The following is a 26,945-nucleotide window of genomic DNA, read 5'->3' as shown; positions in this document are numbered from 1 at the left end:
GGCAGCCCAAAAAAGCTGCCAGACACGGTGATTTCGCGCCTGTATTACCGGAGTTCGATGTCCAATGATTGAAATTCGTCGTCGGCGTGGCGACCCACCAGCAGGCCGAACGTGCCCCGTTCAAACTGCCAGCCGCCGTCGTAATGTGCAAATGCCTTGGCGGGAATGCGGATCTCCACGCTCTCTGTACCAGCCGGGGCGAGGTGCGTTCCTGAGTAGCCTGCGAGCCAGCGGACCGGCCTGTCCACGGCGGAATCTGCGCGTTCCAGATACACCTGGACCACTTCGCGTCCCGTGCGGGTGCCGGTGTTCTTGACGGGAACGTGCACCACAATATCCTTCCCGGCCTGCGCTACCTGCGGGGCGTGGGCTGTGCCCAGTTCGAAGGTGGTGTAGCCGAGTCCGTAGCCGAACGGCAGGGCAGGAGCTGCGCCGCCCGCGGCTTCCTGCTTGAGCCAGGCGCGGTAGCCGATGTGGATGCCCTCGGAGTAGACCACCTTGCCGTCAACGGGCGTGGTGTTCAACACCGGGACGTCTGCCAGCGCGGCGGGCCACGTGGTGGGCAAGCGACCACCTGGTTCTTCGATGCCCAGCAGGATGGCGGCGATGGCGCTGCCGAACTCCTGGCCGCCGAACCAGCCCAGCAGGACCGCATCCACCGCGTCCAACCAAGGCATGAGCACTGGCGAGCCGGAGTTCACCACCACTACGGTGCGCGGGTTGGCTGCTGCGACGGCCTCCACCAACTTGTTCTGGTAGCCAGGCAGGTCCAGGTCCTTGCGGTCGAAGCCTTCGGATTCAATGGCCGCGTTTGTACCCACCACCACCACGGCGACGTCGGAGTTCCGGGCTGCATCCACGGCGGCGTCGATTTCCGCCTGCAGGTCCGTAACCACAGTTTCCTCACCCAGCAGAATGGCCGTGAACGGGATGACCTGCTGCTTGGGCAACTGGTACTGGGCCTCGATACGGACTGCCTGGCCGGCACTGGTTTCGAAAGCATGGACGGTCTTGGGCGGATCGAACAGCGCGGCGCCGAGGACGTCCGTATCGTCCTCAAGCTCGCTGTTGAAGACTTCGGTACCATCCAGGGCAAAGCGGATCCGGCCCACGGTACCTACGCCCAGGTGGTGGACGCCTGCTGTTTCGGCTGTCCAGTCCGCTTCCATGCGGATGGAGGCGGCGCCGTCGGGAATTCCTACTCCGAACCAGATCAGGTGCGAGGCCAGGCGGTCTTCGCCGGAGATCTCCGTGCCGTCTTCGGCCAGGAAGGTCACCCGGATTCCGGGCACGTTGGAGACAGGGTTGTGCAGTGAGGTCCGGGGGAAAGCCTGGATGCCCTCGGCAACCTTGGCGCCGCGCGCGTAGGTGACCTTGACGTCGTCGGGCAACGCTTTCCGCAGCCCCTCCAGCGGCGAGACGGTGTACTTGGGCATCACGGTGGCGCTGCCGCCGCCCTGGGTGCGCGCTTCGTCCGCGTTGTGGCCGATCACGGCAACGCTGCCGAGCGCCTTGGTGTCCAGCGGCAACAGGCCCTTGTTGCGGACCAGCACGGCGCCGCGGACGGCAACTTCACGCGCGACGGCGGCCCCGTCCAGTTCCGTGGGGAGCTGGGTGACTGCGGGCGTGAAACCTTCGAGGGATCCCACCCGGGCGGCGAGGCGGAGGATGCGGGTGACCTTTTTCAGGATGGCGTCCCGGCTGACCCGGCCATCGTTGACGGCCGCCAGCAGCTTGGGGCCCCAGTGGCCTACTGGACCGGGCATTTCGAGGTCCTGGTGGGCGTTGGCGGCGTCGATGGAGCGCACGCCGGTCCAGTCGGAGACTACGACGCCGTCGAAGCCCCATTCGGTGGACAGCGGGGTTTCAAGGAGTGTGTTCTCGCTGGCGGTGGTGCCGTTGATGGAGTTGTAGGAGCTCATGACCAGCCAGGCGCGGGCCTCGGTGATGGCGTCCTCGAACGCGGCCAGGTAGAGCTCTCGGAGCGGGCGTTCGTCCACCACGGAGTCGGCAGTGAAACGCTCGGTTTCGGCCTCGTTGGCCAGGTAGTGCTTGGGCGTTGCGCCGACTCCCATGGACTGGACGCCGGCAACATAACCGGCGGCCATGGTGGCGGTGAGATGCGGGTCCTCGCTCATGCACTCGAAGTGGCGGCCGCCCAGGGGCGAGCGGTGCAGGTTGATGGTGGGGCCAAGGACCGCGTGGACGCCCTTGCGGCGCGCCTCTTGGCCCAGCACCTGTCCGTAGCGGCGGGCCGTCTCAACGCTCCAGGTTGCTGACAAAGCGGACGACGACGGCAAGGAGACTGAGTCGTGGCGCTCATCAAAGTCTTCGCCGCGGACACCTGCCGGCCCGTCCGACATGACCACGCGGGACAGTCCGATCTCCGGGATGGCGTGGGTGGACCAGACGTCCGCGCCGGTCAGAAGGTGAACCTGCTGCTCAAGAGTGAGGCTTCGGGCGAGTTCGCTGATCTTCGCCTCCGCATCCTGTGTTCCTGCCTGGGGCGCCGTGACAGCTGCCGGGAGGGTGGGGTTCATTTACTTGACTCCTTTGATACGGGTGACGAGGAGGGCTCCGATGATGCCGACTGTTGCACCACCGAGGAACAATGCGGGGTAGCCGCCAAAAGCGATCACCGGGAAGGCAATGGCGGGAACCAGGGACTGGGGAAGGGCCTGTGCGATGTTGAAGACACCAAAGGTCTTGGCATTCTCCGACTGGTTCTTGGGCAGCAGGTCAGTGATGAGGGCGACGTCCACGGCGCTGAAGATGCCGAGGCCCAGCCCGAGGATGCCTTGGCCAACCAGGACCTGGCCGGTGCCTGTGCTGGTGGCGATGACCACCAGGCCCGCCATCATGATCAGCGCGGACATGATCACCATGCTCTTGCGCTTGCCGATGCGGTCGCTGATCCAGCCGCCGGCGAGGCTGGTGATGACGGTTCCTGCCGAACTCACCAGCGTTGCCTGGAACACCAGGCTGGTGACCTGCGTTTCGGCCACGTGGAGGTGGTCCGTAAAGAAGTATGGAAGGTAGAGCAAGCCCGCGCAGTAGCCCACATAGACCAAGAACTTGGTGACCCAAGCCCACCCCAGGCCGGGGTGATCTTTGGGGTTGAAGTAGAAGGAACCGAGAATCTCCTTGATGTTCAGCGGTGCCGGCTTCTCGGTGAGGACACGGTCCTTGAACGTGAAGGCAAAGGCGATGGCAACTGCCGTGCCCACGATCCCGGGGACCACAGCCATCTGCAAGGCGTTGTCGAACATCTGGGCGAAGAAGGCCGCGGACACAAGTCCAATGGGAAGTGTCATGCCGATAAGGCCTGAGAGGCGTCCGCGCTCCGCTGGGCCCGCTTGGTCGGGAAGGGTTGCGACCAGGGCCGCGAGAGCCGCATTGAAGCCCAGCTGTGCTACAACCCAGGCCAGGAGGACGGTTCCGACCTCCGTGGCCGAACCCAGCAGGAAGAGCGCCGCCAGGCCTATCAGTGAGCCTCCAACGATCCAGGGTTTCCGCATGCCGAATCGGGATGTGGTGCGGTCGCTGAGGCGTCCGAAGAATGGGTTGGCGAGCAACGCGACAGCTGCCCCGACTCCTGCCACAAGACTGAGTGCTCCGGCGCGCGTATCCGGGGTGGTGATCTCCGAAACCTTGATGGCGAGGACCACCAGTGCTGGTGCAATAACGGCCATCCAGAGACCGGCGCTCGCGATGGGCATGCCGATGACGTAGGCGCGGGACGCGGTTTGGGGCTGGGTGCTTCCGGTGCCCGGGGCGGCGGTTGCTGCGCCTGCCATCTGCTGATCGATATTGAGGGCCACATTGCCTCCTGATGAACGGGTGGCCCACCGTTGGGCCGCTGCAATGACTTTAGCTTCAAAAATCTAGTGTGACTAGGTTTTCAGGAAAAAAGTCGAGTGATACTCGATTTTCACGCTGTGAAATAGACTGAACGGATGTCAACGTCCAGGGCCCGGGGCCAGTACGCCAAGGGTGCGGAACGCCGAGAACAGATCATCCAGACAGCAACGGACGTCTTTGCCACCGAGGGGTTTGAGGGAACTGCGCTCAAGCGCGTCGCCGAACTCGTGGGCGTCAAGGAAGCCACCCTCTTTCACTACTTCAAGGGCAAGCAGGAACTCCTCACCGCCGTCCTCGCCGAACGGGACCGGCGCTCAATCGCCGTGAGTGGCCAGGCAGATGTGGGGCTGAACCTGATGCCGCCCATCGCGGAAAGGAACGAGCGCGAGCCTGGATTGACCACTCTTTACGCAGTGGCGTCGGCAACCGCAAATGATCCCGGGCACGACTCCCACAGCTACTTCAAAGAGCGCTACGAGACAGTGGTCCGGGATATCGCCGCTGACATCAAACGGCGTCAGGCATCCGGGGAAGTCCGGACAGACGTCGACGCCGTCATGCTGGCACGTCTGACAGTGGCCGCTTTCGACGGCTTGCAACTGCAGTGGCTCTACGACAAATCCATTGACATGGCGGACGGCCTCCGGCAGCTCATTGACGTCCTGCTGGCACCGCCCCACCCAACTGAGTAACAGATAACGCCGTTCTGAAGGTTCAGAACGGCGTTATCTGCCTTACTTTGGGGCGTTGCCCGCGGCTGGCTAGCGGCCGGTGCCGCCGTAGACGGTTGCCTCAGCGTCGCCGTCGAGCTCGAACGCGTTGTGGATGGCGCGGACGGCGTCATCCAGCTTGTCAGCGCTGGTCACCACGGAGATGCGGATTTCCGAGGTGGAGATCATGTCGATGTTGATCCCGGCGTCGGAGAGGGCCTTGAAGAACGTGGCCGAAACACCCGGGTGCGAACGCATGCCCGCGCCGATCAGGGAAAGCTTCCCGACATGCTCGTTGTATTCGATGCTCTCGAAGCCGATCTGGCCCTCAGCGGCGCGCAGGGCTGCCAAGGCGTCGGCGCCCTCAACGATGGGCAGGGTGAACGAGATGTCCGTGCGGCCCGTGCCGTGGGTGGAGACGTTCTGGACAATCATGTCGATGTTCGAGTGGGCATCGGCGATCACCTGGAAAATCGCAGCAGCCTTGCCGGGGATGTCCGGGACGCCTACTACGGTGACCTTGGCTTCGGACCGGTCGTGTGCAACGCCGGAGATGATTGGCTGCTCCAAGGCAACTCCCTCTTGAATGTTGAACTTTTCGTCGGCGCCGGGGATAACCCAGGTGCCTTCGTGCTGGCTGAATGAGGAACGGACGTGCAGCGGCACACCGAAGCGGCGGGCGTACTCCACGCAACGCAGGTGCAGGATCTTGGCTCCCGAGGCGGCCAGTTCCAGCATTTCTTCGCTGGAGATACGGTCGATCTTCTGGGCGGACGTGACCACGCGGGGGTCTGCAGTGTAAATGCCGTCCACGTCCGTGTAGATCTCGCAGACGTCTGCTTCCAGTGCTGCGGCGAGGGCAACGGCCGTAGTGTCCGAGCCGCCGCGGCCAAGGGTGGTGATTTCGTTCGTGATCCGGCTCATGCCTTGGAAGCCGGCCACGATCGCGATGTGCCCCTTGTCCAGCGCGGTGCGGATGCGGTGGGGGTCGACGTCGATAATCCGCGCTTTGCCGTGGATGCCGTCGGTAATCATGCCTGCCTGGGAACCCGTGAAGGACTGTGCAGAGGCACCGAACTTGTTGATGGCCATGGCAAGCAGGGCCATGGAAATTCGTTCGCCGGCGGACAACAACATGTCCATTTCGCGGGCGGGAGCGGAGTCAGTGACCTGCCCCGCAAGGTCCAGGAGTTCGTCGGTGGTGTCACCCATTGCGGAGACAACAACCACAACCTCGTTGCCGGCCTTCTGCGCATCCACGACACGCTGTGCGACCCGCTTGATGCCATCGGCATCGGCAACCGAGGAACCGCCGAACTTCTGAACGATCAGCTGCTTGGTAATGGCAGCCTCGTTGGAGAGCTCTTCGATCTTCACTTCGGTAGTGGGCATAGTCATGCGCGCACCCTCACTGCATCAATAGGGTTCGAACGCGGCATGCCAATTTCAAATTTGAGCACGCCAGCGTAGCTTATTTGCCCAGTTTATCGCCGCGTGCATGGCTGATAGGAATTGTGACCACATAGCGGCCGCCTGCGTTGGCTACCACCCGGACGTGCCTGGACCACCCTTGAATGGGCCCACGATCTGCTGGGTGATCCAGCCGCCGTAGAAGCTGCCGTCCTGGAAGGTCACCTGCTCGCCGTTCACCTCACAGGAATCCATAGGCTCCGGGTAGAGGGCCACCCGGCTGCTGAGGGCCTCGAAACCCCTGGCTGGCCTCGGGTAGGTCCACCCGCCACGGGAAACTATCCTTCCGCCGGCAACGACGTCGAAATAGTATGCCTCTCCTTTGAACTCGCAGAAGCTGGTGCCTTCCCGGGGAATGAGGACACCCGGGGGAAAGGCATCCAACGGCAGGTAGTAGACCGGTGGATGGCTGGTTTCCAAAACCCTCACGGAATCGGTGGAGTCCGCAATCACCTGGCCGCCAAGCCGAACCACGATCCGTTCCGGGCGTGGTTCAACCTTGGGCGGCCGTGGGTAATCCCACACCGATTCCTGGCCTGGCTTGGGCTTGATGGGCTTGGGACGACGGAAGGACTCGGGAAAGCCGGGAACACGGACCATGCACCCATGCTGCCACCTCCCGCTGGGTCCAGACTGTGAACGTAGAAGCGGGCGGCACGTATTGCTCCCGGGCCTGCCCGGCGTACCATCCAATTCATGAGGAGTGCGAGAGGCGATGGCTGGCGTCCCTGACCATCCGGGCAGTTCGGGTCCGGGATGGAATGAGCCCGAGTATGAGGTCATCGGTGGCGGGATGATCGATGATCAGCGGCGGGTTCCCGATGCTCCGCGGACTGGGCCGGATTCGCCTGCCCGTACCCGTGCGGTGTTCACAAATGTTGTTGCCCAGGCATGGCAGATCGCCCGCCAATCCCTCGCTTCGTGGTGGTTCTGGGTTGCCAGCGCGGCCGGGGTGGCACTCTCATGGGGGATGGCCGTCGGTTTCGTCAGCTGGGGAGAATCCAACGGGTGGTTCCAAAGTACGGTGGCCGGCGCCGTCTTGTTGATCATGGCCGCGTTCCTGGCGTTGATGACCGCCATATTGGGAACCGGCTGGGGCTTCCGCCATGCGGGCGGAAGCGTTCTGGAATTGCTGCTGGCAGGAGCCATGAGGGGTGTGGCCCTGGCCGTGCCGGCGTGCGTTGCTTTGCTCGTGGTGGGCATCGGCGTCGGCGGTCCGATCGCGCTGGTCGGTGCCGCCGTCGTCGTGATTGTCCTGGAAGCAGCCCTGTTCGGGCTGATCGGTTCTGGTTCGCGGGCGTTGTTCGCCAGCGCGGCGCCCGGCATGGCGTTGGCTGTGGTGTTGGTGGCGTTCCTTTGCGTTGGAAACGTTGCGGTCACCCTCATGCTGCTTCCTGCAACCACCGCCATGGATCAGGCTTCCGTGCCTGTAAACGTGGAGCGGGACGACTCAGGCAGAGTCGTCTCCTACCAGTGCGTGGGCGATCTCCGCCCGGTGGAAGTGGCGCACACGGATCGGGTGGCCTGGGTGGCAGCGTCCAACCCCGCTTTGCTGTTGGGCAGCGTCGGAGCCGGCTTCGTGGCCACAGACAATGAGATCGGGTGGGTATTGTCCGGACTTCAGTGGGCTGTCGACGGGCCCTCCCGCGAGGTCCCATGCCTCGGCGGGGAATCAAGCGCGGGACTCGCTCCTTCGGTGCCCGTATTCCTGACCGGTCTCGCGCTCCAGGCCTTGGCGGCCGCAGTGGTCCTGGCGCCGGGTCGCTGGCTGATGGCGCGACGGCAGAATGCTAGTTCGGGTTCCGGCTAGCGTCTTGGCGCGCGTACTCCGAGATCACGACGCCCGACGCGAACTCCGTCGTGGAGACCTCCTTGAAGGCGCTGGGCTGGTAGGCGCCGGGCGCAAAGAGCGGTATGCCATCGCCAAAGAGCAGCGGGCTTCGTTTGAGCACAAGCCTGTCGATCTCACCGGAGAGCACAGTGGCCAACTTGCCGCCACCACACAGCCAGATCGATTCTCCTGGCTCGGATTTCAACCGGCGTACGACCTCCACCGGATCTTCGGAGGTCAGCGCAAGGTTCGGGTGGTCTCCCGGGATGTCAGCCTCGGACCGAGTCCGGGAAAAGACCACCTGCCGCAGATGCTGATACGGGCTGGTCATGCCAAAAGGCAGGCCTACCGCGTAGGTGTTCCAACCCATCAATACGGTGTCGAACATCGTCCCGCTGCGCTCGATGCCCATGGCGTCGGCAATCGCCGTAGGTATGGCGTCAGAGAAACGTTCATTTTGTGCGTCCATATGGTCGCCCTCAACCGGAAATGCGTCGAACTCGCCTCCGGGACCGGCAATGTATCCATCCAGGCTGACGGCAACGTAGTACACAAGCTCTCGCACGGGACCCCCATCACGGTGTTGTTGTGATTGTGAGACTACAACAGTGCGTTGCGCCTGCCCTCGAAGGCCCTGCCGAGCGTGACCTCGTCGGCGTACTCAAGGTCCCCACCGACAGGGAGGCCTGAGGCCAGCCGCGTCACGGTGATCCCGATCGATTTGAGCATGCGCGCCAAGTACGTCGCCGTGGCCTCGCCCTCAAGGTTCGGGTCCGTGGCGATGATGATTTCCTGGATGGCGCCGTCGTTGAGGCGTGTCAGGAGTTCCCGGATCCTCAGCTGCTCGGGACCAACTCCAGCAATGGGATTGATGGCCCCGCCCAGCACGTGATAGCGCCCGCGGAAGGACCGCGTACGCTCAACGGCCAGAACGTCCTTGGACTCCTCAACCACGCAGATCACCGACGTATCACGGCGCGGGTCGCGGCAGATATTGCACGTTTCCTGCTCGGTCACGTTGAAGCAGACACTGCAGAACTTCACGCGTTCCTTGACCGTGGTGATGGCCGTGACGAGGCGCTTCATATCCTCGGGATCGGCCTCAAGGATATGGAATGCCAGGCGCTGCGCCGATTTCGGGCCCACACCGGGAAGTCGGCCGAGCTCATCAATCAGCTCTTGAACTGCACCTTCGTACACAATGTCCTCATTTGTTTGAAATCAATGCTGGAGTCAGCGGGGTTGCAGAGGAGAACCGTCCAAGGCGCGCTCTTCGATCAGCTTTCCGCCCAGAATACGCTCCACCGCAGCCCGACCAAAGACCCTCGATTCCTCGATGGTTTCGTCCTCCGGGCTGGGGATATCCTCAGCCACGGTGGCCGGCGCTGCCTGGGTCCGCACGGGTGCTTGGACACGACCGGCTTGGGCTTCAGGACTGTTCGTCAGGCGCTGGTACAGGCTCTGACGGCCGTTGGGATTGCCCGACGGCGCGTCCTCCTCGAGCGTCGCAACCGAACCATGCGCTTCCTCAGGTTGCGTCGCCAAGGACGGCCACACTGCGGGAACGTTGCCGGCCCCCGGGTTGCTGCCTGCCGGGATGCTGCCGCTTGCGGGGGCGGGCATGGATTGCGTTGCAGGCCAGCTCGACGCCGGTGCGACGTCCCAACTGGAGCTTGGGTTCTGCTCGGCATTGGTTGGGTGGCCGTACGCTCCGTTGGTGCTCTCCGGAACCTGGGCTGCAGCTGGCTCGTAATCCGGAGCCTCCGTTGCCTGCTCGACGACTTCCGATGCCGTGGCGGGCTGCTTGCCCACGTTGGATTCCGTGCCCACTACCCAGGTGCCCGGCGCCTGCTCCACAGCCCTGGACCACGGGTCGGCGGATGATGCCGCGACCGCGGTGCTGCCCCCTGCGCCCGAAGCTGCGGCTGTCGGGGTCGTGGAAGATGCCGCCGGTGCCTGGTTGGCCGGTGGTTGGTTGGCCGGGGATTGGTTCACCGGCGCTTGGTTGACGGCGGGCCGCTGGCTGCCAGCTGCAGCAGCCGGGGCAGGGCTTTGTTGTTGGCCATAACCGGATGGGGGTTCCCAGTCTGCCGGAGGCTCTTCATCCAGCGGAGGGGCATCCTCGTCGAGTGGGGGACCCCAATCGTCGTCAGGGTACGAATAGTCGCCGGTGGACTCGGTGCTCAAAGGTGCCGAGGTTCCAGCTGGTGCAGGGGTGCCCGCCGGCGCAGCTGTGCCCGGGGCAGGCGTTGGGGTCGACTGCGAAGGAACGGGTGCTGCCGCAGTGGTTGGTGCATTTACCGACGCCGTCGCTGTTGCTGCAGGAGTGGTTGGTGCCGCCGCCGTCGCGGGCATTTCCGGCGGGGTGGATTCCGTCGGCAACGGAGTGGTCGCTGACGTTGTCCCTGCAGCCGCAGGGCTGGCGGGGGCAAGACCCCAAGCGGAGTCGACAGCTGAAACCGGGGCTGGTCGCGATTCTGCTGACGACGACGCTGCTGACGATGCGTTGCCTGCTGGCGATTCATCATCAGCCGACGCCGGGGCGCTTGTTGACGATGAAGCAGCCGGAGTTTCCCGGCTAGTAGGCGCTTTTGGGTTTGGCTCAGAGCTCGCTGAACTGTTGCCGCCAGCGACTGCCACGATCTGGCAGTCGATGCCGAGGGTCTTGTGGATTGCCTGGCGAAGGTTCTCGGAGTGGTCCGCACGTCCGAACGCGCCGGCAAGGCCGCCCGTGGTGAACGCGAGAGTCAGCACCTGCCCGTCGAACTGCGCCACTTGGGCGTTCGGTTCCACGAGCGCCCACGTGCTGCGCTTGATCTTGGTCAACGTCTGCAGGACATCCGGCCATGCGCGGCGCAAGGCCTCAACATCGCCGCTGCCTCCGGAAGCCGCAGGTCCCCCAGAAGCAGCAGGTCCTGCCGTTTGAGCGGGCTGCGGAGCCGGCGCCTGGGCCGCAGCTTGCGCTGGAGCTTGAACGGCTGGGGCTTGAACGGCTGGGGCTTGAACGGGTGGAGCTTGAACGGGTGGTGCTTGAACGGGTGGTGCTGCTTGGGATGGTGCTGGCGTCGGCGCTTGTACAGGCTCGGGCTGTGAGGTTGGTTCCTGGACCCGATCCGCAAGGGCCGGAGCCGCCACGGATTCAGCAGCCTGCGGAGCGCGACCGGATGCCTGGCGGTCCTCAACAGGCCAGTCGTTGGTGGACACCCGTGGCGCTGTGATGGCCTCACGCGCCCCAGCCTCAGCGGCCGGTACTGGAACGGGCGTCGCTGCAGGGGGTACCGGTGCGGCCGGGGTCGGTTCAACGGCAGCCGGTGCCACTGGCGCGGAGGCGGGGACCGGCGTCGACTGTGCAACAGGCGCGGCAGCAGGCTGGCCAGCAGCAGCGGCAGCCTGGCCAGCAGCAACAGCTGGCGCGCCGCCGTCGCCCGTGTAATTCAGGCGACGTTCCACGCGGTCGATGCGGGCCGCAATGCCCCGCTCGGTCTGTTCAGCGCTGGGCAGGAGGATGCGCGCGCACAGCAGTTCAAGGTGCAGCCGAGGCGAGGTGGCGCCGGTCATCTCGGTGAGCGCCGTGTTGGTGACGTCCGCTGCCCGTGAGAGTTCGGCTGCGCCCAGGTTGGTTGCCTGGTTGCGCATACGCGCGATCTGGTCGGCGGGCATCCCGCGGAGAATCGCCTGCGCGCTCTCGGGCATCGCCTGGACGATGATGAGGTCGCGGAAGCGTTCCAGCAGATCCTCGACGAAGCGCCGGGGATCGTGGCCGGTCTGGATGACGCGGTCCACGGCCCGGAACACAGTAGCGGCATCGGCGGCGGCGACGGCATCAACGATGTCGTCCAACAAGGAAGCGTGCGTGTAGCCAAGCAGCGCGACGGCGAGTTCGTAGTCCAGCCCGTTGGGTCCGGCGCCCGCCATGAGCTGGTCCAACACGGAGAGGGTGTCGCGGACAGAGCCGCCACCCGCGCGGATCACCAGCGAAAGCACGCCGGGAGCGACCGGAACGTTTTCCTGCTGGCAGAGGAGCTCGAGGTACTGCATGAGCGGCTCGGGCGGCACCAACCGGAAGGGGTAGTGGTGCGTGCGGGAGCGGATGGTCCCGATGACCTTGTCCGGCTCGGTGGTGGCAAAGATGAACTTGATGTGTTCCGGTGGCTCTTCGACGATCTTCAGGAGCGCGTTGAAGCCTGCCGACGTGACCATGTGGGCCTCGTCAATGATGAAGATCTTGTAGCGGTCCCGGACGGGAGCGAAGGTTGCGCGTTCACGAAGGTCGCGGGCGTCGTCGACGCCACCGTGGCTGGCGGCGTCGATCTCGATGACATCGAGCGAGCCGGAGCCGCCGCGGGCGAGTTCGATGCAGCTGGGGCACTTGCCGCAGGGGGTGTCAGTGGGGCCCTCGGCGCAGTTCAGGCAGCGGGCGAGGATGCGCGCAGAGGTGGTCTTGCCACAGCCGCGGGGGCCGGAGAAGAGGTAGGCGTGGTTCACGCGGTTCTTCCGGAGAGCCGTCATCAGCGGCTCTGTGACGTGTTCCTGCCCGATAACGTCCGCGAAAGAGTCCGGGCGATACCTGCGGTACAGGGCAGTTGTAACAGTCACAGGGGAAACCTACCTATAGGGACTGACATTTAAAGTAAGTGACCCCTCATGCACCCGCCAGAGCCCATCTACCCTTGCTACCTTCCGGTCCTGGGGGAGTTCAACAGGATGACGCCACATGAGGGGCCGTCGACAAGCTTACCCGAACTTACTTCGGGGTTCGAATCGGCCCGAAGGGGGTGTGGAAAACGCTCGACGGCGGGTGGCTGGGCTGCGCGAATCACCGCCAGCCGTTCACTCTTCAATGTGAGTCTCCGGTACGTAAACCACCAAAGCATGAAGCTGCGTCATGGGGACATTTTGTCAGTAACTTCGGCTACAAACAGGTCTCAGCCATTGCAAATCCATAGGCGGCAGCGGACCATGGGTATGTACACCGATTGGGGCAATCTCAAGATTGTGAGCTGCGGGGCCTGGGGGCGAGGGGCCGGACCCGGTGGCTCAACGGTGATACCGCAAGAATGGGCGCGTTGGGGGCGTCCATTTTTCCGTTAAGCGGCACTTCGCCAAGCCGGTCCAAGGGCGCCCAAACGGCCCGATTACACGATGCCGAAATTCTCAGGTACAGTAGTATCTGCTTTCGAATCGGAAGCAAGGAGAATTCGCCTAGCGGCCTATGGCGCACGCCTGGAACGCGTGTTGGGTTAACGCCCTCGGGGGTTCAAATCCCCCATTCTCCGCGGTTGGCCCCAGTCTTCGGACTGGGGCCTTTTGCGTTCCCGGACGCCGTCGCATGGAGCCGGGCTAGTCAGCGTCCGCCTGTTGCTCGGCATCCAGCTGCTGTGCTGCCGCCACCCGTTCCAGCACTTCGCGGCACGCCGCTGTGGCGGGATGGATGCGGCCGGCGGTCCTGGTGGAGGTGAAGACGGTTCGTTTCGGCAGGCCTGGAAGATCCAGCAGCTGAACCGTCCGCGTGCGCCCCGTCCAGACGAGGTCCGGCATCAGGGCCACGGCGTTCCCGGATTCGATGAGCCGGATCTGGGCTTGAAGGTCGGCTGTTTCATAACGCACGTCGGGTTCGAAGCCGGCCGAGCGGCAGGCCTGCTCTGCCCAATGCCGGGAAGCGGCACCCCGGGGCTCCATGACCCACGGCATCGACGCGGTGTCCGCAAGGGAGGAAACGGTCTCGCCGCCGAGTCCCACTGGGGGAGTGGCCAGGCGGATGGCGTCGCTGGTGAGGATGACGCGGTCCAGGCCGCTGTGGTGCGGGGCCGCGTGGCCCGGGTATTGCTCGGCCACCACCAGGTCGAAGTCCCGCGCCCACGTTTCATAGAGGGCTGTTTCGGGTTCGCGCTGGGTCATTTCCACGCGCACCTCCGGGTACTCCTGGCGCATGATGCTGAGGAAGTCCGGAAGGAGTGCCAAGGCGGCGGATTGGAAGACGGCCAAGCGGACCGTCCCTGTGACCATGGAGAGCGATGCCGCGAGTTCGGTTTCTGCCCGCTCCAGGGTCTCCAGCAGTGCGGCAGTGTGTGCCACCAGGATTTCGGCCTGGGGCGTCAGTTGCACGCGGCGCCCTGCTTTCCGGAGCAATTCGACCCCCGCTTCCTTCTCCAGCAAGGTCAACTGCTGGGACACTGAAGACGGGCTGTACTGCATCGCGTCAGCCACCTCCGCGAGGGTTCCGCGGATCTTTAGTTCGTGCAGCAAACGCAGTCTGCGGACGTCCAGCACGGTGGCCTCCAAAGCATCGGGAAGGGTAATCAATATTCGTCAGAAAAGATCGCTTTTCCTAACGTGATTGTAGATCCATACTGATGGAAACAAACAAACTTCTCCGTCTCAGAAGGAGCCCCCATGACCAGCACCATCCCGGATGCCACCGCCCCGAGCACCCAGGATTCCGGACAGTTCGACGCTTTGGCCCAGGAAGCCATTGCCTTGGTCCGCCACTGGCTGACCGAAGCCAGCAAGATCCCGGTCGACGTGTCCGCCCAGCGCCTCGCCGGCGTCCTGAAGGACCCGAACGGCTTGGACTTCACGGTTGGATTCGTCGACGGCGTCATCCGCCCCGAGGACTTGTCGGTCGCCGGCCGTAAACTCGCCGAACTGGCTCCGAAGGTCCCCAAGTTCCTCCCGTGGTACATGCGCAGCGCTGTCCGCGTTGGCGGCGTCATGGCCCCGATCGTCCCGCAGGTTGTCATCCCGATCGCCCGTCGTGTGCTCCGCGAAATGGTGGGCCACCTGATCGTGGATGCCACGGACGCCAAGCTCGGCCCGGCCATCGCCAAGATCCGCCAGGACGGTGTGCACCTGAACGTGAACCTCCTGGGCGAAGCCGTCCTGGGTGAGCACGAAGCGCAGCGCCGCCTGGAAGGCACCCTGAAGCTCCTTGCCCGCGAAGATGTGGACTACGTCTCCATCAAGGAGTCCTCCACCGTTGCACCGCACTCCCCCTGGGCCTTCGACGAAGCCGTCGACCACGTAGTGGAGAAGCTCACCCCGCTCTACCGCCTCGCAGCGTCCTTCCCCAAGCCCAAGTTCATCAACCTGGACATGGAGGAATACAAGGACCTCAGCATGACCATCGCGGTGTTCAAGCGCATCCTGGACATGCCCGAGTTCAAGAACCTCGAGGCCGGCATCGTCCTCCAGGCCTACCTCCCGGACGCGCTCGGTGCCATGCAGGAACTGCAGGAATGGGCGACTGCCCGCCGTGCCCAGGGCGGTGCCCCCATCAAGGTCCGCGTGGTCAAGGGTGCCAACCTTCCCATGGAGCAGGTTGAAGCCTCCCTGCATGACTGGCCGCTGGCCACCTGGGGTACCAAGCAGGACTCGGACACCAGCTACAAGAACGTCATCAACTACGCCCTCACCCCGGAGCGCGTTGACGCAGTCCGCATCGGCGTCGCAGGCCACAACCTCTTTGACGTCGCTTTCGCCTGGCTGCTGGCCAAGGAACGTGGCGTCACCAAGGGCATCGAGTTCGAAATGCTCCTGGGCATGGCAACCGGCCAGGCCACCGCGGTCCGCAAGGACGTCGGCAGCCTCCTGCTCTACACACCGGTGGTCCACCCGGGCGAGTTCGACGTCGCCATCGCATACCTGATCCGCCGCCTCGAAGAAGGCGCCAGCCAGGAAAACTTCATGTCCGCTGTCTTCGAACTGAGCGAAAATGAAGCCCTGTTCAAGCGCGAGCAGAAGCGCTTCCTGGATTCCCTGGCCGGCATGACGGCCGAGGTCCCGGGCCCCAACCGCAAGCAGGATCGCCGCCTCCCGGCCGAGCCCGCGCCGCTCGAGGGCTTCAGCAACACTCCCGACACTGACCCGGCCCTCCCTGCCAACCGTGCATGGGGCCGTGACATCCTCAGCCGCATCCCCGGTTCCACCGCAGGCGACATGATCGTCGAGTCCACCAAGGTCTCCGACGCCGCCCAGCTGGACCGGATCATCGCCACCGCCGTCGATCACGGCAAGGCCTGGGGCGCCCGTCCGGCTGCCGAGCGCGCAGCCATCCTGCACCGCGCCGGCGAAGTCCTCGAAGCCCGCCGTGCCGAGCTTCTGGAGGTCATGGCTTCCGAAACCGGCAAGACCATCGACCAAGGCGACCCCGAGGTCAGCGAAGCGATCGACTTCGCGCACTACTACGCCGAGCGCGCCAAGGACCTGGAAACGGTCGACGGCGCCACGTTCGTCCCAGCCAACCTCACCGTGGTGACACCGCCGTGGAACTTCCCGGTGGCGATCCCCGCAGGCTCGACGCTCGCAGCGCTCGCCTCAGGTTCCGCCGTCGTGATCAAGCCTGCAAAGCAGGCCCGCCGCTCCGGTTCGGTCATGGTGGATGCGCTGTGGGAAGCCGGTGTGCCGCGCGAAGTGCTGGCACTCGTGCAGCTTGAAGAACGTGAGCTGGGCACCCAGCTGGTGTCGCACCCGAGCGTTGACCGGGTCATCCTCACCGGTGGCTACGAAACCGCTGAGCTGTTCCGTTCCTTCCGCCAGGACCTGCCGCTGCTCGCGGAGACCTCCGGCAAGAACGCCATCATCGTCACCCCGAGTGCCGACCTGGACCTCGCTGCCAAGGACGTCGTGTACTCGGCCTTCGGTCACGCCGGCCAGAAGTGCTCGGCTGCCTCACTGGTGATCCTGGTCGGTTCGGTTGCCAAGAGCGCCCGCTTCCACAACCAGCTGATCGACGCTGCCCGCTCACTGACCGTCGGCTACCCGGAAGATGCCACCACCCAGATGGGGCCGATCATCGAGGCCGCCAACGGCAAGCTCCTGAACGCCCTCACCACCCTGGGCGACGGCGAAACCTGGGCAGTCAAGCCTGAGCGCCTCGACGAAACCGGCCGCTTGTGGTCCCCGGGCATCCGCTCGGGCATCAAGCGTGGCTCCTACTTCCACCTGACCGAGTTCTTCGGCCCGGTGCTGGGCGTCATGACCGCCGAGACCCTCGAAGAAGCCATCGCCATCCAGAACGAGATCGAGTACGGCCTCACCGCCGGCCTGCACTCCCTGGACTCGGCCGAAATGGGCGTCTGGCTGGACACCATCCAGGCGGGCAACTTGTACGTCAACCGTGGCATCACCGGTGCGATCGTCCAGCGCCAGCCGTTCGGTGGATGGAAGAAGTCGGCTGTTGGTGCCGGAACCAAGGCCGGTGGACCCAACTACCTGATCGGCCTCGGCAGCTGGCTTCCCGCCGAAGCCAAGGCCAAGCGTGGCACCGTGCTCCAGGGTGCGGCCGCGCAGCTGCTCTCTGCTGCAAAGTCCGCTGATGTGACGGCTGACGAGCTTCAGATCCTGCAGCAGTCACTCTTCAGCGACGCCGCAGCATGGGAGTCCGAGTTCGGCACCAGCAAGGACGTCTCCGCCCTGTCCGCAGAGCGCAACGTCTTCCGCTACCGCTCCCTCCCCGTCACCATCCGCCTCTCCGAAGGCGAGCGGCTCGCTGAGTTGCTGCGCGTCGTAGCAGCCGGTGCAGTGGCGGGCTCGAAGCTGACGGTGAGCTCCGCCGTCGTACTTCCCGACGCTGTGGTCACCGTGTTCGCGAACCTGGGCGTCAGCGTCCGGATCGAGGACGACGCCGCGTGGCTGGCCCGTGCGGCCAGCTTCGACGCCGGCCGGATCCGCCTGATCGGTGGCGACTTCGCCGCGCTGAGCGCAGCCATGGGTGGCCGTCCGGACGTCGCGGTCTACCACGGCGACGTAACGCAGGCCGGTCGGATCGAGATGCTGCCGTTCCTCCGCGAGCAAGCTGTGTCCATCACGGCCCACCGCTTCGGCACGCCGAACCACTTGTCCGATCACTTGATCTAAGGGCATGCGCCGAGGGGTGAGCTCTCGGCTGAAAGCACGCGCGAAAAGGTTGAAAGCCAACCCCTCGGCGGGCCCATATAACGTGGGCTTGCGTCGAGGGGTTGGCTTTCGCTTTTAAGCTTCCGCGTAGCCCAGCCTTTGCAACCTTCGGCGGGCCGCTTGCTCGCTCGGACCACGGGAGCCCAAGGCAAAACGTACCATCCCCAGCACGCCCCGTGCCGCCGAGATGACGGGCAGGCGCACGGGACCAAGCCGGGCGGGACGAAGGCCGAGCAGGTCTCGATACTTGGGTTCAAGACTCGCGACGGCGGCCGCGAACAGGATGCGGTAACCAGGCTGGAGCAGCGGGCTCAACGGTGGGTAACGGATGAACGACACCGTCTCGGCCAGACGCTCATCGGCCCGCAGGATCCCGGAGGCGTACCACTGCTCCAGTTCGTCGTGGACCTGGGCCTCGGTGAGCGGGGGATCGGTCACTCCCATGAGCCGTCCCGCTGCTGCCCACTCGCGGACATAAGCATCCGGACCGCCAGGGATCGGCCGGCCCCAGATCCTGTTGGCGGTGATGAAGGACTCCGCGTAGGTGACATGGACCCAGCGGAGGAGTTCGGGATCATTGGCGGCGTACTGTCGTTGGACTCCGTTGCCATCCATGTAGGTCCCGCGGACGCGTTCGTGGATCTTCCGGACACGGGAGGTTGCGGCTTCGGCGGCCTCGGTGGAGCCATAGGTCACGGTGAAGATCCATCGCACGGTGTTGGCGAGCCTGCCCAGGGGGTCTTTCTGGAACCCCGAATGCTCGTACACCCCAGCCAGCGCACCTGGATGGAGGGCCTGCATCAACAAGACCCGGATCCCGGCCACGATGGTGGCCACATGGCCATGCACCGCCCAGACAGCCGACCCCGGAAGGTGATATCCGGCGTCGTTCCCGTCTGCGAGGCGCGGCACCCACTCCGGAGGCGTGCCCGACGTTCCCGTGAAGGTGCGCTGCAGTTCGTGCCTGTACTCGGTGAGGTAGTTCCTCATGCATCCCATTCGACCTCCATTTGGCGGAGGTGTACAGGGGAGATTCTGTACAGGTAATGCCCTAATGCGGACGTATTAGGGCATTACCTGTACAACAACGCGGGTATTAGCTGCGGATGCGGCGTCGTTTCGGTGCCGCGGCCACCAGCAAGGCGGCGATGGCGACGGCGGCACTCAGGATCAGTCCCGGACGGTACTGTTCCAGCATCGCCTGGGCGCTGACGGTCCCGGCGGCTTGACCGTGGCCGCTGACCAGGGCCGTGGTGACGGCCAGGACCAGCGCCGCTCCCACCTGGGTGCTCGTTTGGATCAGGCCGGCGGCGAGACCCTGTTCGGAGTCCTTGATTCCGGCCGTGGCCTGGACGTTGATGGACGGGAAGGCCAGCGCGAAGCCGATGCCCAGGAGGACCACCGACGGCAGGATGTCCAGAACGTAATTCGGCGTGGTGCCCACGCGGAGGAACAGCACGTAGCCCAGGCCGAGTGCCGTGAGGCCCGTCAAGATCAGCTGCGTCGCACCGAACTTCTCGATGAGCCGGTCCGCGAAGGGTGCACTGGTCGCCACCAACAAGCCCGCCGGCAGCAGGGCCAATGCCATTCCCAGCGGCGTCCAGCCCAGGACGGACTGCAGGTACATGGTGACGATGAACTGGAAGCTCAGGTAGGACCCGAACAGCCCCACCGCGCTGAGGTTTGCCCGGGCTACCCAGCCTTCCTTGAGGATGCTGAAGCGGATCAGCGGGTGCTTGACCTTGTTCTCGATCACCGCGAAGGCTGCCAGTACGGCAACGGAGACTGCGAATCCGGCGATTGTTGCCACAGATCCCCAGCCTTGTTCCGGTGCTGACACCAAGGTGTACACGAGGCCAAGCATGCCCAGCGCCAGGGTCACTGCACCCCAGATGTCGTGCCCGCTGTCTTCAACGGACGGCTTGTCCTTGGGAATGAACTTGATGCCCAACAGGACAACCACCACCGCGATGGGCACCGAGACCAGGAACGTCCAACGCCAGCTGAGGCTGGTCATCAGCCCGCCCACCACCAGGCCCAGCGAGAAACCGCTGGCACCGAACGTGGTGAAGATGGACAGCGCCTTGTTGCGCTCGCGTCCCTCCGCGAAGTTGGTGGTGATGATGGAGAATCCGGTGGGTGCAGTGAAAGCGGCCGCGAGGCCCTTGATGAACCTTGTGGCGATGAGGATGGCGGGATCGTCCACCAACCCGCCCAGGAGCGACGCTGCGGCGAACACTGTCAGCGCAATGAGGAAGATTCGACGGCGGCCCAACAGGTCCGCGAGTCGGCCGCCGAGGAGCAACAGGCTCCCGTAGCCAAGGACGTAGGCGGAGACGATCCACTGCAGGGAATCGGTTCCGAGGTTGAGTTCCTGTCCGATGGAAGGCAGGGCGACGCCAACCATGGAGACATCCAGCCCATCAAGGGCCAGGACGGTGCAAACAACCATCAGCAGCAGCCACTGTGCCCGCGTCCAGCGGACGGCTGAAACCAAGGGTGGCTCGGTGGAAGTTTTGAGGGTGGTGGGTGATGTCATGCGATCAATCTATATGACGCGTCATTCAATGACAAGGACTACGATGATGTGTCATTGAATGACGAAGAATCTTATGACGTGGATTCAAATGGCGTAATGAACTAGAATCAGGGCATGGCAACGACGCATGACCGTCAGCTGGTTGAGCAGTGGCGCAGCATCCAAAACTCCTACTTCCGTACCGCGGGAGCTATCGACCGCGCCCTGGAAGCCAAGTTCGACATCGGCCTGAACGAGTTCGAAATCCTGGATCTCGTGGCCGAAAGCGAAGAGTCTGCATGCCGGATGAAGGCGTTGGGAGAGCGCACCCCCATGACGCAAAGTGCAGTTTCCAAGGTTGTTGACCGGCTGGAGAAGGCGGGCCTGGTCTCGCGCCAAACCTGCGTGGATGACCGCCGTTCGTTGTTCCTGGAGCTGACCGAGGCCGGCCGCGCGCTCCACTCGACTGCCGCCGTCGAGCACCGTGCGTTGCTGAAGGAAAACCTCGGATAGAGGTGCAGGCTACCCACTAACTCCAGGCAGGGGGAGGCCTCTCCAGGCAAGGTTGTTCCGCGGGTCCTCCCGGCGTTCGCGGCTCAGTCGATGGTCGCGGATCAGCCGATCAGTGCCGTGGCCGCAGAGTAGCGGGCCAGTGTGGTGTACGCAGTTTTGGTGCCCGTCACGCGTACTTTGATGGCGCTTCCCTTGTCCGCGGCGACCAGTTTGTAGGTCTGGGCGGTGGCGCCTGAAATGGCAGTGCTTCCACGGAACCACTGGTAGGTCAACGTCACCGGAGCAGGGCCCCACACGCCGGGGGTCGCGGTAAGTGTGCTGCCTACTGTTTTGGTTCCTGAGATGGTGGGAGTGGGCGCAGTCAAGGTGCCCGCCGCCACGGCAGCAGTCGCAGCGGAGGTCTTCGCCGCCGTCGTAAATCCGGTCTTGGACCCGGTCACCCGGACCGTCATGGTCTTGCCGAGGTCAGCTGCAGCCAAGGTGTAGGAAGCAGAAGTAGCACCTGTTACCGCAACACCGCTCCGGAACCACTGGTACGCCAGCGTCACCGGGGCCGGACCCCACGCCCCGGGAACAGCCGTCAGCGCTGAACCAACCTTCGCCGTCCCTGACACCGTCGGCACCGGAGCGGTCAACGTTCCCACTGCCACCGCAGCAGTCGCAGCGGAGGTCTTCGCCGCCGTCGTAAACCCGGCTTTCGTTCCGGTCACCTGGACTGTCATGGTCTTGCCGAGGTCAGCAGCAGCCAAGGTGTAGGTAGCTGACGTAGCCCCTGTCACCGCAACACCGCTCCGGAACCACTGATACGCCAGCGTCACCGGAGCGGGTCCCCACGCGCCGGGGGTCGCGGTGAGCGTGCTGCCCACTGTTTTGGTTCCCGAGATGGTGGGAGTGGGCGCAGTCAGCGTGCCCGCCGCGACGGCGGCAGTTGCGGCGGAGGTCTTCGCCGTCGTCGTAAATCCGGTCTTGGAACCCGTGACCCGGACTGTCATGGTCTTGCCGAGGTCAGCCGCAGCCAAGGTGTAGGAGGCTGACGTAGCACCGGTCACCGCGACACCGCTGCGGAACCACTGATACGCCAACGTCACCGGAGCCGGACCCCATGCCCCGGGAACAGCCGTCAACGCCGAACCAACCTTCGCCGTCCCCGAAACCGTGGGGACCGGAGCAGTCAAAGTACCTGCAGCAACAGTGACGGAGGCCTGGCCGTAGTACGGCTGGAGCGGCCAGTCGTGGACGCTGAGCCGGGCCGTGACTTTTTTGCCGGCGTCTGAGGCCTGCAGGACGAAAGTTTTCAGGTTCGACCTGTAGTCCTGGACGCCGTTGACGAACCAGTCGTAATAGGGGCCAAAGTCGGGCGCGGGGGTCAAAATGCCGTGGTCCACGGTCAGGGTATTTCCGGCGCTGGGCGTACCCAGGATAGTGAAGGGCTTGGAGGCCGTGACAGCCTCGGCGCCCGATTTACCGGCGTGCACCGTGTCGTAGTGCGGAGCATACCCGGCCTTGGAACCCGATACTCTTGCCCAGATGTCATACCCGGCGTCGGCAGCGGTGGGCACATAGGTAGGCGCGGTAGCACCTGCGATGTCCTGCAGTTCGGTACCGTCAGTGGAGCGCTGCCACTGGTAGGCCAGGGCTACCGGAGCGGGGCCCCATACGCCGGGGTCAACGGTAAGTGTTTGCCCTGCCTGGGCTGAGCCGTACACGAAGGGCTTGCCGGGCGCCAACGACAGACCCGCTACGTCCAGCTGCATGGTCAGCTTCACGCGTTGACCAGCAGCGGTTGCCGTCAGGACAGTGGCCGTGTCCTTGGTGGGGGTGTTGTCGTAGCACTCGGACTTGTAACGCTTTTCGCGGGGCGTGCCATCGTAGAAAGTGTCCGAGACGCAGAGCTTGTACTTCTTGCCCACCGCCATGCGCCAGTAGATCTTGCCTTGCGCATCAGAGGTGAGGGGGCCCATTTGGGGTCCGTCCCAGGCTCCCGTTGCGTCGTTGTAGACCCACGGAATGTAGCCGACGTCGGCGATCGGCGCGCCAGCGGTGTCTGTCACCGTGGCTTCGATGATGGTTTCATCCTTGAGGACGAAGTTCACGTTGGTCCAGGCGACGCCCGACGGTACGGTAGCCGCCGTGTAGGTGTCTACGGTGCCGGTGCCGGTCCAGTACTGCTCCAGATAGAGGCGCTGGCCTGATTCGTCCCGGACGCTGATGTACGCCTGGTTGGGCGGGATCTTGGTGAGGGTGAAGTAACCGTTGGCATCGGGCTTCGTGCTGCTTACTTGTCCGCCGCCGCTGGGCGAGGCTGAGACGGACACTGCTGTCAGCGGCTGGCCTGCCTTATTGGTGACCCGGCCGCTCATGCTGCCGAAGGCTTCCAACTGCGGGTTGTAAGTGGTGGTGGGGGCAGCATCGGTGACCGCAACCGGCGTCGAACCGTAGGAGCCGGACTGGTTCACGTTCCACTCGCCGGCGTAGGTGGCGGAACAGGGGCCGCTGCTGCAGGTGGTCCACATTTTGTAGCTGCCTGCAGCCGGCACGGTGAAACTGTAGGAGCCATCGGGAGCGGACCAAGCACCAGCAACGAAGTCGGCCCGGTCGTCATTGGTGTACGCACCCACCCACACGTCGCCCAGCACGGTGGCCGTTGCCGTGGCCGTCGGTTTTCCCTTGACCACTCCCTTGAAGGTGTAGGTTGCGGCCGAGGCAGGTGCAGCCCCGGCGAAGAGGCCTGCGGCTATCAGGACGACGGCCGCCAGGATAGCCCACACCCCCTGCCGTGAACTTTGAAACGGATGGTCTGCGGCAGGTCGCGGCAACGGCATGGGTAAGGTCCTTTTCCCCAAAAAAGTGACTGAAGGGACCGAGCGGTCCCCTGCCATCCTAGGCGTCGACCGGCAGCAGTGCCATGGGTAGTTCTGCCCTGTCCGCCACCCCGTCCACCAAGGGTAAGAAACCCACGACGGCGGCAGCCCACTGCCGCTGACAGGCGACCAGTACGCGCTCTATCTCCCCTGACCCGTTCGGATGGGAAAGTGTTCCGCCGACGATGTTCCGTTTCCAAGGAAGTGGGACAAGTAGCCGCGTAGCGTTTTGGGCACCTTCACCGGGCATTTCTGCGGGCGGGTCTTACGGGAATCCAGTGGCCCTGGAACGGCGGGGACTTCGATACACGTTCGATACGGCCGGTGGGGGACCGGCTTACGGGCATGCAGCAACGGTCTTAGTTGGCCGCTTCCGCTTCGGGCAATGGCACTATGGCTATGTGATAATCGAGTCGATGAATGAGGCCATGCAACCCCTTCGTCTTTTAGCGCATCCCTTCGTAGAGGCAGGCAGCCTGGATCCCCGGATACAAGCTGAACTAGACGAGGGACTGACGATTCGGGATGGGTGTCTGCTTTTCGTATCGCAACTGCACAATGTTCGGCAGTCGAGCGTGGCAAGTCTCGGTGGTCCCACCGGATTCGAGGGCTACATTAACAAGCTTCCGCTGGATTGGCTGATCGCCGGCGCGGATAGGTCTGCTGCTTGGTTGGCCTTCGTGGGCACGAGCGAATGGGCGGCCCGCTGCCTCGCCCAGGGCATCATGCTGGGGCGCGGCGTCGCCTCAGCTGCCGCTGACCTTGCGGACGTCCGGATCGACACCTGGATGTCCGTCGATTACGGTCCCGACGAAGAGTACCCCTCCGCTGCCTTCCGCTTCGTGACCTACAGGGCAGACGACCTCTGGGCCGGCGACTTGGCGGGCTTCGAACAGCCCGTCCTGCGAATGACTTCTCAACCGGCAACCGTTCGATGAACGAGGTACTCATCGGTCACAAGGGAACGCTCCACCTCCGTACAGAGCCAGGGGAACCTAGTTCTCGGGAGACTTTCGATTACCTCTTGATCACAGCCAACTTCGAAGGGCTCTGCGCCCGCAAACGGGTCTACGACCTCGATGGGTGGTCGCGTCTTCTTTCCTTTTTCGAGAAGATCGAAGCCAGTTGGCGGGGTTGGGATGGCGACAAACTGTTCACTTCTCCGGAGGGAGATTTCCGACTCGTCGCGAAGCACGTCGGGCACATTCATTTCTCCATCGAGCTGAACGAATTCCAGCGGCTGGATCCTTGGTCTGCGAAGGGTGAGTTCGACCTGGATCCCGGCGACGAGCTGACGGCTACGGTGGAGGCGCTCAAGGCCCTGCTGGTCGTGCGGTAGAGGATCCTGATCCGGGACACTCAATCGTCGGGACGTTACAGTGTTGGGCGGCCCTCTGCGGGTTTGGCGAACTTGCTTGATGCGTCTGGGCCAGGGGCCGCGAGGCAGGTTTAGCCGGTAGGGGCGGGATGATGGTTTGCTTTGGGCATGGGTTTGTTTAACTGGAAGAAGACTGTGGTCAACACCGATGAACATGAGCAGCCGGTTTTTTCGGAGCTGACTTCGGAGTATGAGGAGTTTCTAGCCGCCTACGTGAACATTGCTGAAGGTTCTGGTGTGGATCTTGAAGATCCGGAAAGCGTTGCCAATTTCTACGAGACTGCGCTGGCCACGTGGCAGGCGTCGGACGGGCAGATGGACGCTGAATTGTACGGAAACGCCGCTGGTGTTGCTCTAGGGGAGCTCCTCGTCCGTGTATCTCCTCTTCGATGGGTTGTCGCCGAGGATTCAAAGGGGCGGGAACTGGCCGTTCATTCTGATCGAAACAATTTCCTCGTGTACCCCCTCGACGCAGTCGAGAAGCGGTGGGCCAGAGTTGAAGATGGAGTGTTCATCAAGACTTTCGCGAGTATGGTTATTGACCATTTCAAGGTTAACTAACCGCTGGGAGCAGAGCTGGCTCAGGGTTGGACCAACTGGCGCTCCCGGTCCGTAAGTAGGTGGCTCTCCGGACGCTTCAAAGCGCCCGGTAAAGGATCCACTTTCGCTCGTAGGCAGGGCAATTAGGGATCGTCAGGCGACCTTGGCTAGGTTCCACTCTTACTCCGCCGAAGTCTACGGGCGCCATGCCTGCTCGCTTGGCTGGCCCAAGGCGCTTCTTCGATAGCAATGATGACGGTGTCGTCGACGTCACTGGTGGGAAGTGAAGCCAGCCATGGCACGGCAAGTGAAGTCCAATAGTCCATCTGAGTCGCCACAGCTATCGCCGGAATCGTTGCCAGCGGAACTGTTGAAAGCAGTGTCCCGGGCACCATGGACAGCTCACGCTCGCGCGCTTCAAGCTCTGCTCGGACTTCTTCGTAGGGACGTTCAAGGCACGGAAGTAGCCCGACCGGATGCTCCAGATCGAGCTGCCTTTTAGGTCGTAGTTCATCACCTACGTAGAGGACGTCTCCAGCGAGGCCGAGCCATGAGGCTTGCCCAAGACAAAGTATCCGGATCCACGATGGGTGCATCCGACCAGTGTGAAATACGGAATGCGAGACTGCAAAAACGACAACCCGGGGAGTTACGGGTGGCATGGAGCACTGTCCGGCAAAGGATCCTCTAGCGAACGCTCTGGTGCTCTCCTCTGAGAGCCTGGGCGTTAGGTCTGCCGCAGCCAGAGGGCAAGGGACACCTCATCGGCGGGCCCACAAAGCTCGCGCGTGGACAGCGCTCTTGAAGAAAATACTCCTGTGTTCAGCGGCGGCTTCCCCACGTCTTGTGCCAGTACTCAGCGTCCTTGCTGTTGGAGCATAGGATGGCGTCCGGCTGCGGCGAAGCTGGCCACATCTCCAGTAGGTAATGATCGACCACCTCTTCGGAGAATTCTCCGTCATGGCCTTCGTCGCGGCCTCTGGCGCTGGTCCGCAAACGGTAGCTGCCGGGCGTCACGTCGCGTAGTTCACCGCTGTTCTCGTCGCCCCAGGAAGTCCACCGCATGTGATGTCCCTCGGGAAGAGTGAAGGACACCTCGACGATGTCCTCCCACGGGGAATCGGGGTTTAGCTCTGGTGGCTCATCCAAGAGCACGACGCGGACTGCTGACCCTCCCGACCGTCGACCGAAGTGGAGATAGATTCCATCCGGATTGGTCGACCCGACCAGGCCATTGACTTGGTCGTCGAAGAAGCGTTCAAAGATTCCATCGAAGCCATAGCCGGCCCAATACAGGTCGAACTGGCCATAGTCGGTCATGATGACTTGATCGAGCAGCACTCTTTCCATGGCATCAGGATAGGGGTGG

Annotated in this window: 19 protein-coding genes, 1 tRNA gene and 1 other RNA gene; 8 read left to right on the top strand and 13 right to left on the bottom strand. The window is 63.8% G+C overall.

Annotation, left to right across the window (positions count from 1 at the left end; translation table 11 throughout):
- Nucleotides 1-44: 44 nt before the first annotated feature.
- Together ACSSVG_RS07010 and ACSSVG_RS07005 are read right to left on the bottom strand one after the other, a co-directional pair.
- Nucleotides 45-2,540 (bottom strand): beta-glucosidase family protein, encoded by a 2,496-nt coding sequence (locus tag ACSSVG_RS07010; RefSeq protein WP_492418097.1) that lies wholly within the window; start codon nucleotides 2,538-2,540, stop codon nucleotides 45-47.
- Nucleotides 2,541-3,821: an MFS transporter gene (locus ACSSVG_RS07005; RefSeq protein ID WP_231340482.1), complete on the bottom strand. Its 1,281-nt coding sequence runs from the start codon at nucleotides 3,819-3,821 to the stop codon at nucleotides 2,541-2,543.
- Between the two features lie 135 nt (nucleotides 3,822-3,956).
- Between ACSSVG_RS07005 and ACSSVG_RS07000 the strand changes: the two genes are divergently transcribed.
- A complete protein-coding gene (locus ACSSVG_RS07000) occupies nucleotides 3,957-4,553 on the top strand; it encodes a TetR/AcrR family transcriptional regulator (RefSeq protein ID WP_492418095.1) in 597 nt (198 codons plus the stop codon).
- Between the two features lie 69 nt (nucleotides 4,554-4,622).
- Here the strand turns inward: ACSSVG_RS07000 and ACSSVG_RS06995 are convergent, their stop codons facing one another.
- Nucleotides 4,623-5,969 (bottom strand): aspartate kinase, encoded by a 1,347-nt coding sequence (locus tag ACSSVG_RS06995; protein WP_159705651.1) that lies wholly within the window; start codon nucleotides 5,967-5,969, stop codon nucleotides 4,623-4,625.
- A 144-nt stretch (nucleotides 5,970-6,113) separates the two neighbouring features.
- Entirely contained in the window at nucleotides 6,114-6,641 is a 528-nt protein-coding gene (locus ACSSVG_RS06990) for a DUF427 domain-containing protein (protein WP_492418093.1), read from the bottom strand.
- Between the two features lie 115 nt (nucleotides 6,642-6,756).
- Here ACSSVG_RS06990 and ACSSVG_RS06985 point away from each other — a divergent pair, with 115 nt between their 5' ends.
- A complete protein-coding gene (locus ACSSVG_RS06985) occupies nucleotides 6,757-7,851 on the top strand; it encodes a hypothetical protein (RefSeq protein ID WP_492418091.1) in 1,095 nt (364 codons plus the stop codon).
- Here ACSSVG_RS06985 and ACSSVG_RS06980 read toward each other — a convergent pair.
- The 4 genes from ACSSVG_RS06980 to ffs form a co-directional block, all read right to left on the bottom strand.
- Nucleotides 7,832-8,437 carry a dihydrofolate reductase family protein gene (locus tag ACSSVG_RS06980; RefSeq protein ID WP_492418089.1) on the bottom strand — a complete coding sequence of 202 codons (606 nt, stop codon included), beginning with the start codon at nucleotides 8,435-8,437 and terminating at the stop codon, nucleotides 7,832-7,834. The two genes, ACSSVG_RS06985 and ACSSVG_RS06980, sit on opposite strands and share 20 nt — an antisense overlap.
- Before the next feature lie 35 nt (nucleotides 8,438-8,472).
- Nucleotides 8,473-9,072 (bottom strand): recombination mediator RecR, encoded by a 600-nt coding sequence (recR, locus tag ACSSVG_RS06975; protein ID WP_492418087.1) that lies wholly within the window; start codon nucleotides 9,070-9,072, stop codon nucleotides 8,473-8,475.
- A 33-nt stretch (nucleotides 9,073-9,105) separates the two neighbouring features.
- Nucleotides 9,106-12,468 carry a DNA polymerase III subunit gamma and tau gene (locus ACSSVG_RS06970; protein WP_492418085.1) on the bottom strand — a complete coding sequence of 1,121 codons (3,363 nt, stop codon included), beginning with the start codon at nucleotides 12,466-12,468 and terminating at the stop codon, nucleotides 9,106-9,108.
- 34 nt (nucleotides 12,469-12,502) lie between these two features.
- An RNA gene (ffs, locus tag ACSSVG_RS06965) (signal recognition particle sRNA small type) lies at nucleotides 12,503-12,599 on the bottom strand.
- Between the two features lie 464 nt (nucleotides 12,600-13,063).
- On the opposite strand from ffs, the gene ACSSVG_RS06960 reads away from it, so the two are divergent.
- A tRNA-Ser gene (locus tag ACSSVG_RS06960) sits at nucleotides 13,064-13,148 on the top strand.
- A gap of 64 nt (nucleotides 13,149-13,212) precedes the next feature.
- Here the strand turns inward: ACSSVG_RS06960 and ACSSVG_RS06955 are convergent.
- Complete coding sequence (locus ACSSVG_RS06955) at nucleotides 13,213-14,142, bottom strand: LysR family transcriptional regulator (protein ID WP_231340529.1); 930 nt, start codon at nucleotides 14,140-14,142, stop codon at nucleotides 13,213-13,215.
- A gap of 123 nt (nucleotides 14,143-14,265) precedes the next feature.
- Here ACSSVG_RS06955 and ACSSVG_RS06950 point away from each other — a divergent pair, with 123 nt between their 5' ends.
- On the top strand, nucleotides 14,266-17,727 hold the full coding sequence (locus tag ACSSVG_RS06950) for a bifunctional proline dehydrogenase/L-glutamate gamma-semialdehyde dehydrogenase (RefSeq protein WP_492418083.1): 3,462 nt from the start codon (nucleotides 14,266-14,268) through the stop codon (nucleotides 17,725-17,727).
- 114 nt (nucleotides 17,728-17,841) lie between these two features.
- Here ACSSVG_RS06950 and ACSSVG_RS06945 read toward each other — a convergent pair whose 3' ends face one another.
- Both ACSSVG_RS06945 and ACSSVG_RS06940 read right to left on the bottom strand, forming a co-directional pair.
- Entirely contained in the window at nucleotides 17,842-18,765 is a 924-nt protein-coding gene (locus ACSSVG_RS06945; RefSeq protein WP_231340489.1) for an oxygenase MpaB family protein, read from the bottom strand.
- Between the two features lie 97 nt (nucleotides 18,766-18,862).
- A complete protein-coding gene (locus ACSSVG_RS06940) occupies nucleotides 18,863-20,305 on the bottom strand; it encodes an MFS transporter (RefSeq protein ID WP_492418081.1) in 1,443 nt (480 codons plus the stop codon).
- Nucleotides 20,306-20,419: 114 nt separating this feature from the next.
- Between ACSSVG_RS06940 and ACSSVG_RS06935 the strand changes: the two genes are divergently transcribed.
- Nucleotides 20,420-20,797, top strand: coding sequence for a MarR family winged helix-turn-helix transcriptional regulator (locus ACSSVG_RS06935; RefSeq protein WP_159705631.1), 378 nt, complete (start codon nucleotides 20,420-20,422; stop codon nucleotides 20,795-20,797).
- A gap of 101 nt (nucleotides 20,798-20,898) precedes the next feature.
- On the opposite strand, the gene ACSSVG_RS06930 is transcribed toward ACSSVG_RS06935, so the two are convergent.
- Nucleotides 20,899-23,619 carry a carboxypeptidase regulatory-like domain-containing protein gene (locus ACSSVG_RS06930; RefSeq protein WP_492418079.1) on the bottom strand — a complete coding sequence of 907 codons (2,721 nt, stop codon included), beginning with the start codon at nucleotides 23,617-23,619 and terminating at the stop codon, nucleotides 20,899-20,901.
- Between the two features lie 614 nt (nucleotides 23,620-24,233).
- Between ACSSVG_RS06930 and ACSSVG_RS06925 the strand changes: the two genes are divergently transcribed.
- From ACSSVG_RS06925 to ACSSVG_RS06915, 3 genes are all read left to right on the top strand, one after another.
- The gene (locus ACSSVG_RS06925) at nucleotides 24,234-24,596 is read left to right on the top strand and encodes a hypothetical protein (protein ID WP_492418077.1); all 363 of its coding nucleotides are present in this window, start codon (nucleotides 24,234-24,236) and stop codon (nucleotides 24,594-24,596) included.
- 86 nt (nucleotides 24,597-24,682) lie between these two features.
- Complete coding sequence (locus tag ACSSVG_RS06920) at nucleotides 24,683-24,997, top strand: DUF6228 family protein (protein ID WP_492418075.1); 315 nt, start codon at nucleotides 24,683-24,685, stop codon at nucleotides 24,995-24,997.
- A 147-nt stretch (nucleotides 24,998-25,144) separates the two neighbouring features.
- Nucleotides 25,145-25,597: a DUF3806 domain-containing protein gene (locus ACSSVG_RS06915; protein WP_492418073.1), complete on the top strand. Its 453-nt coding sequence runs from the start codon at nucleotides 25,145-25,147 to the stop codon at nucleotides 25,595-25,597.
- Nucleotides 25,598-26,398: 801 nt separating this feature from the next.
- Here ACSSVG_RS06915 and ACSSVG_RS06910 read toward each other — a convergent pair.
- Nucleotides 26,399-26,926, bottom strand: a complete 528-nt coding sequence (locus tag ACSSVG_RS06910) for a hypothetical protein (protein ID WP_231340503.1) — start codon at nucleotides 26,924-26,926, stop codon at nucleotides 26,399-26,401.
- Between the last annotated feature and the right edge of the window lie 19 nt (nucleotides 26,927-26,945).

It is taken from the genome of Paenarthrobacter sp. E2MeOHC11 (assembly GCF_058744955.1).
This window is presented reverse-complemented; position numbering and strand designations above follow the sequence as displayed.

What these genes read in the sequence shown, in the direction of transcription:
- ACSSVG_RS07010 (WP_492418097.1), bottom strand. Translation starts at nt 2,540, where the DNA reads ATGAACCCCACCCTCCCGGCAGCTGTCACGGCGCCCCAGGCAGGAACA.
- ACSSVG_RS07000 (WP_492418095.1), top strand. Translation starts at nt 3,957, where the DNA reads ATGTCAACGTCCAGGGCCCGGGGCCAGTACGCCAAGGGTGCGGAACGC.
- ACSSVG_RS06995 (WP_159705651.1), bottom strand. Translation starts at nt 5,969, where the DNA reads ATGACTATGCCCACTACCGAAGTGAAGATCGAAGAGCTCTCCAACGAG.
- ACSSVG_RS06990 (WP_492418093.1), bottom strand. Translation starts at nt 6,641, where the DNA reads ATGGTCCGTGTTCCCGGCTTTCCCGAGTCCTTCCGTCGTCCCAAGCCC.
- ACSSVG_RS06985 (WP_492418091.1), top strand. Translation starts at nt 6,757, where the DNA reads ATGGCTGGCGTCCCTGACCATCCGGGCAGTTCGGGTCCGGGATGGAAT.
- ACSSVG_RS06950 (WP_492418083.1), top strand. Translation starts at nt 14,266, where the DNA reads ATGACCAGCACCATCCCGGATGCCACCGCCCCGAGCACCCAGGATTCC.
- ACSSVG_RS06945 (WP_231340489.1), bottom strand. Translation starts at nt 18,765, where the DNA reads ATGGGATGCATGAGGAACTACCTCACCGAGTACAGGCACGAACTGCAG.
- ACSSVG_RS06940 (WP_492418081.1), bottom strand. Translation starts at nt 20,305, where the DNA reads ATGACATCACCCACCACCCTCAAAACTTCCACCGAGCCACCCTTGGTT.
- ACSSVG_RS06935 (WP_159705631.1), top strand. Translation starts at nt 20,420, where the DNA reads ATGGCAACGACGCATGACCGTCAGCTGGTTGAGCAGTGGCGCAGCATC.
- ACSSVG_RS06930 (WP_492418079.1), bottom strand. Translation starts at nt 23,619, where the DNA reads ATGCCGTTGCCGCGACCTGCCGCAGACCATCCGTTTCAAAGTTCACGG.
- ACSSVG_RS06915 (WP_492418073.1), top strand. Translation starts at nt 25,145, where the DNA reads ATGGGTTTGTTTAACTGGAAGAAGACTGTGGTCAACACCGATGAACAT.
- ACSSVG_RS06910 (WP_231340503.1), bottom strand. Translation starts at nt 26,926, where the DNA reads ATGGAAAGAGTGCTGCTCGATCAAGTCATCATGACCGACTATGGCCAG.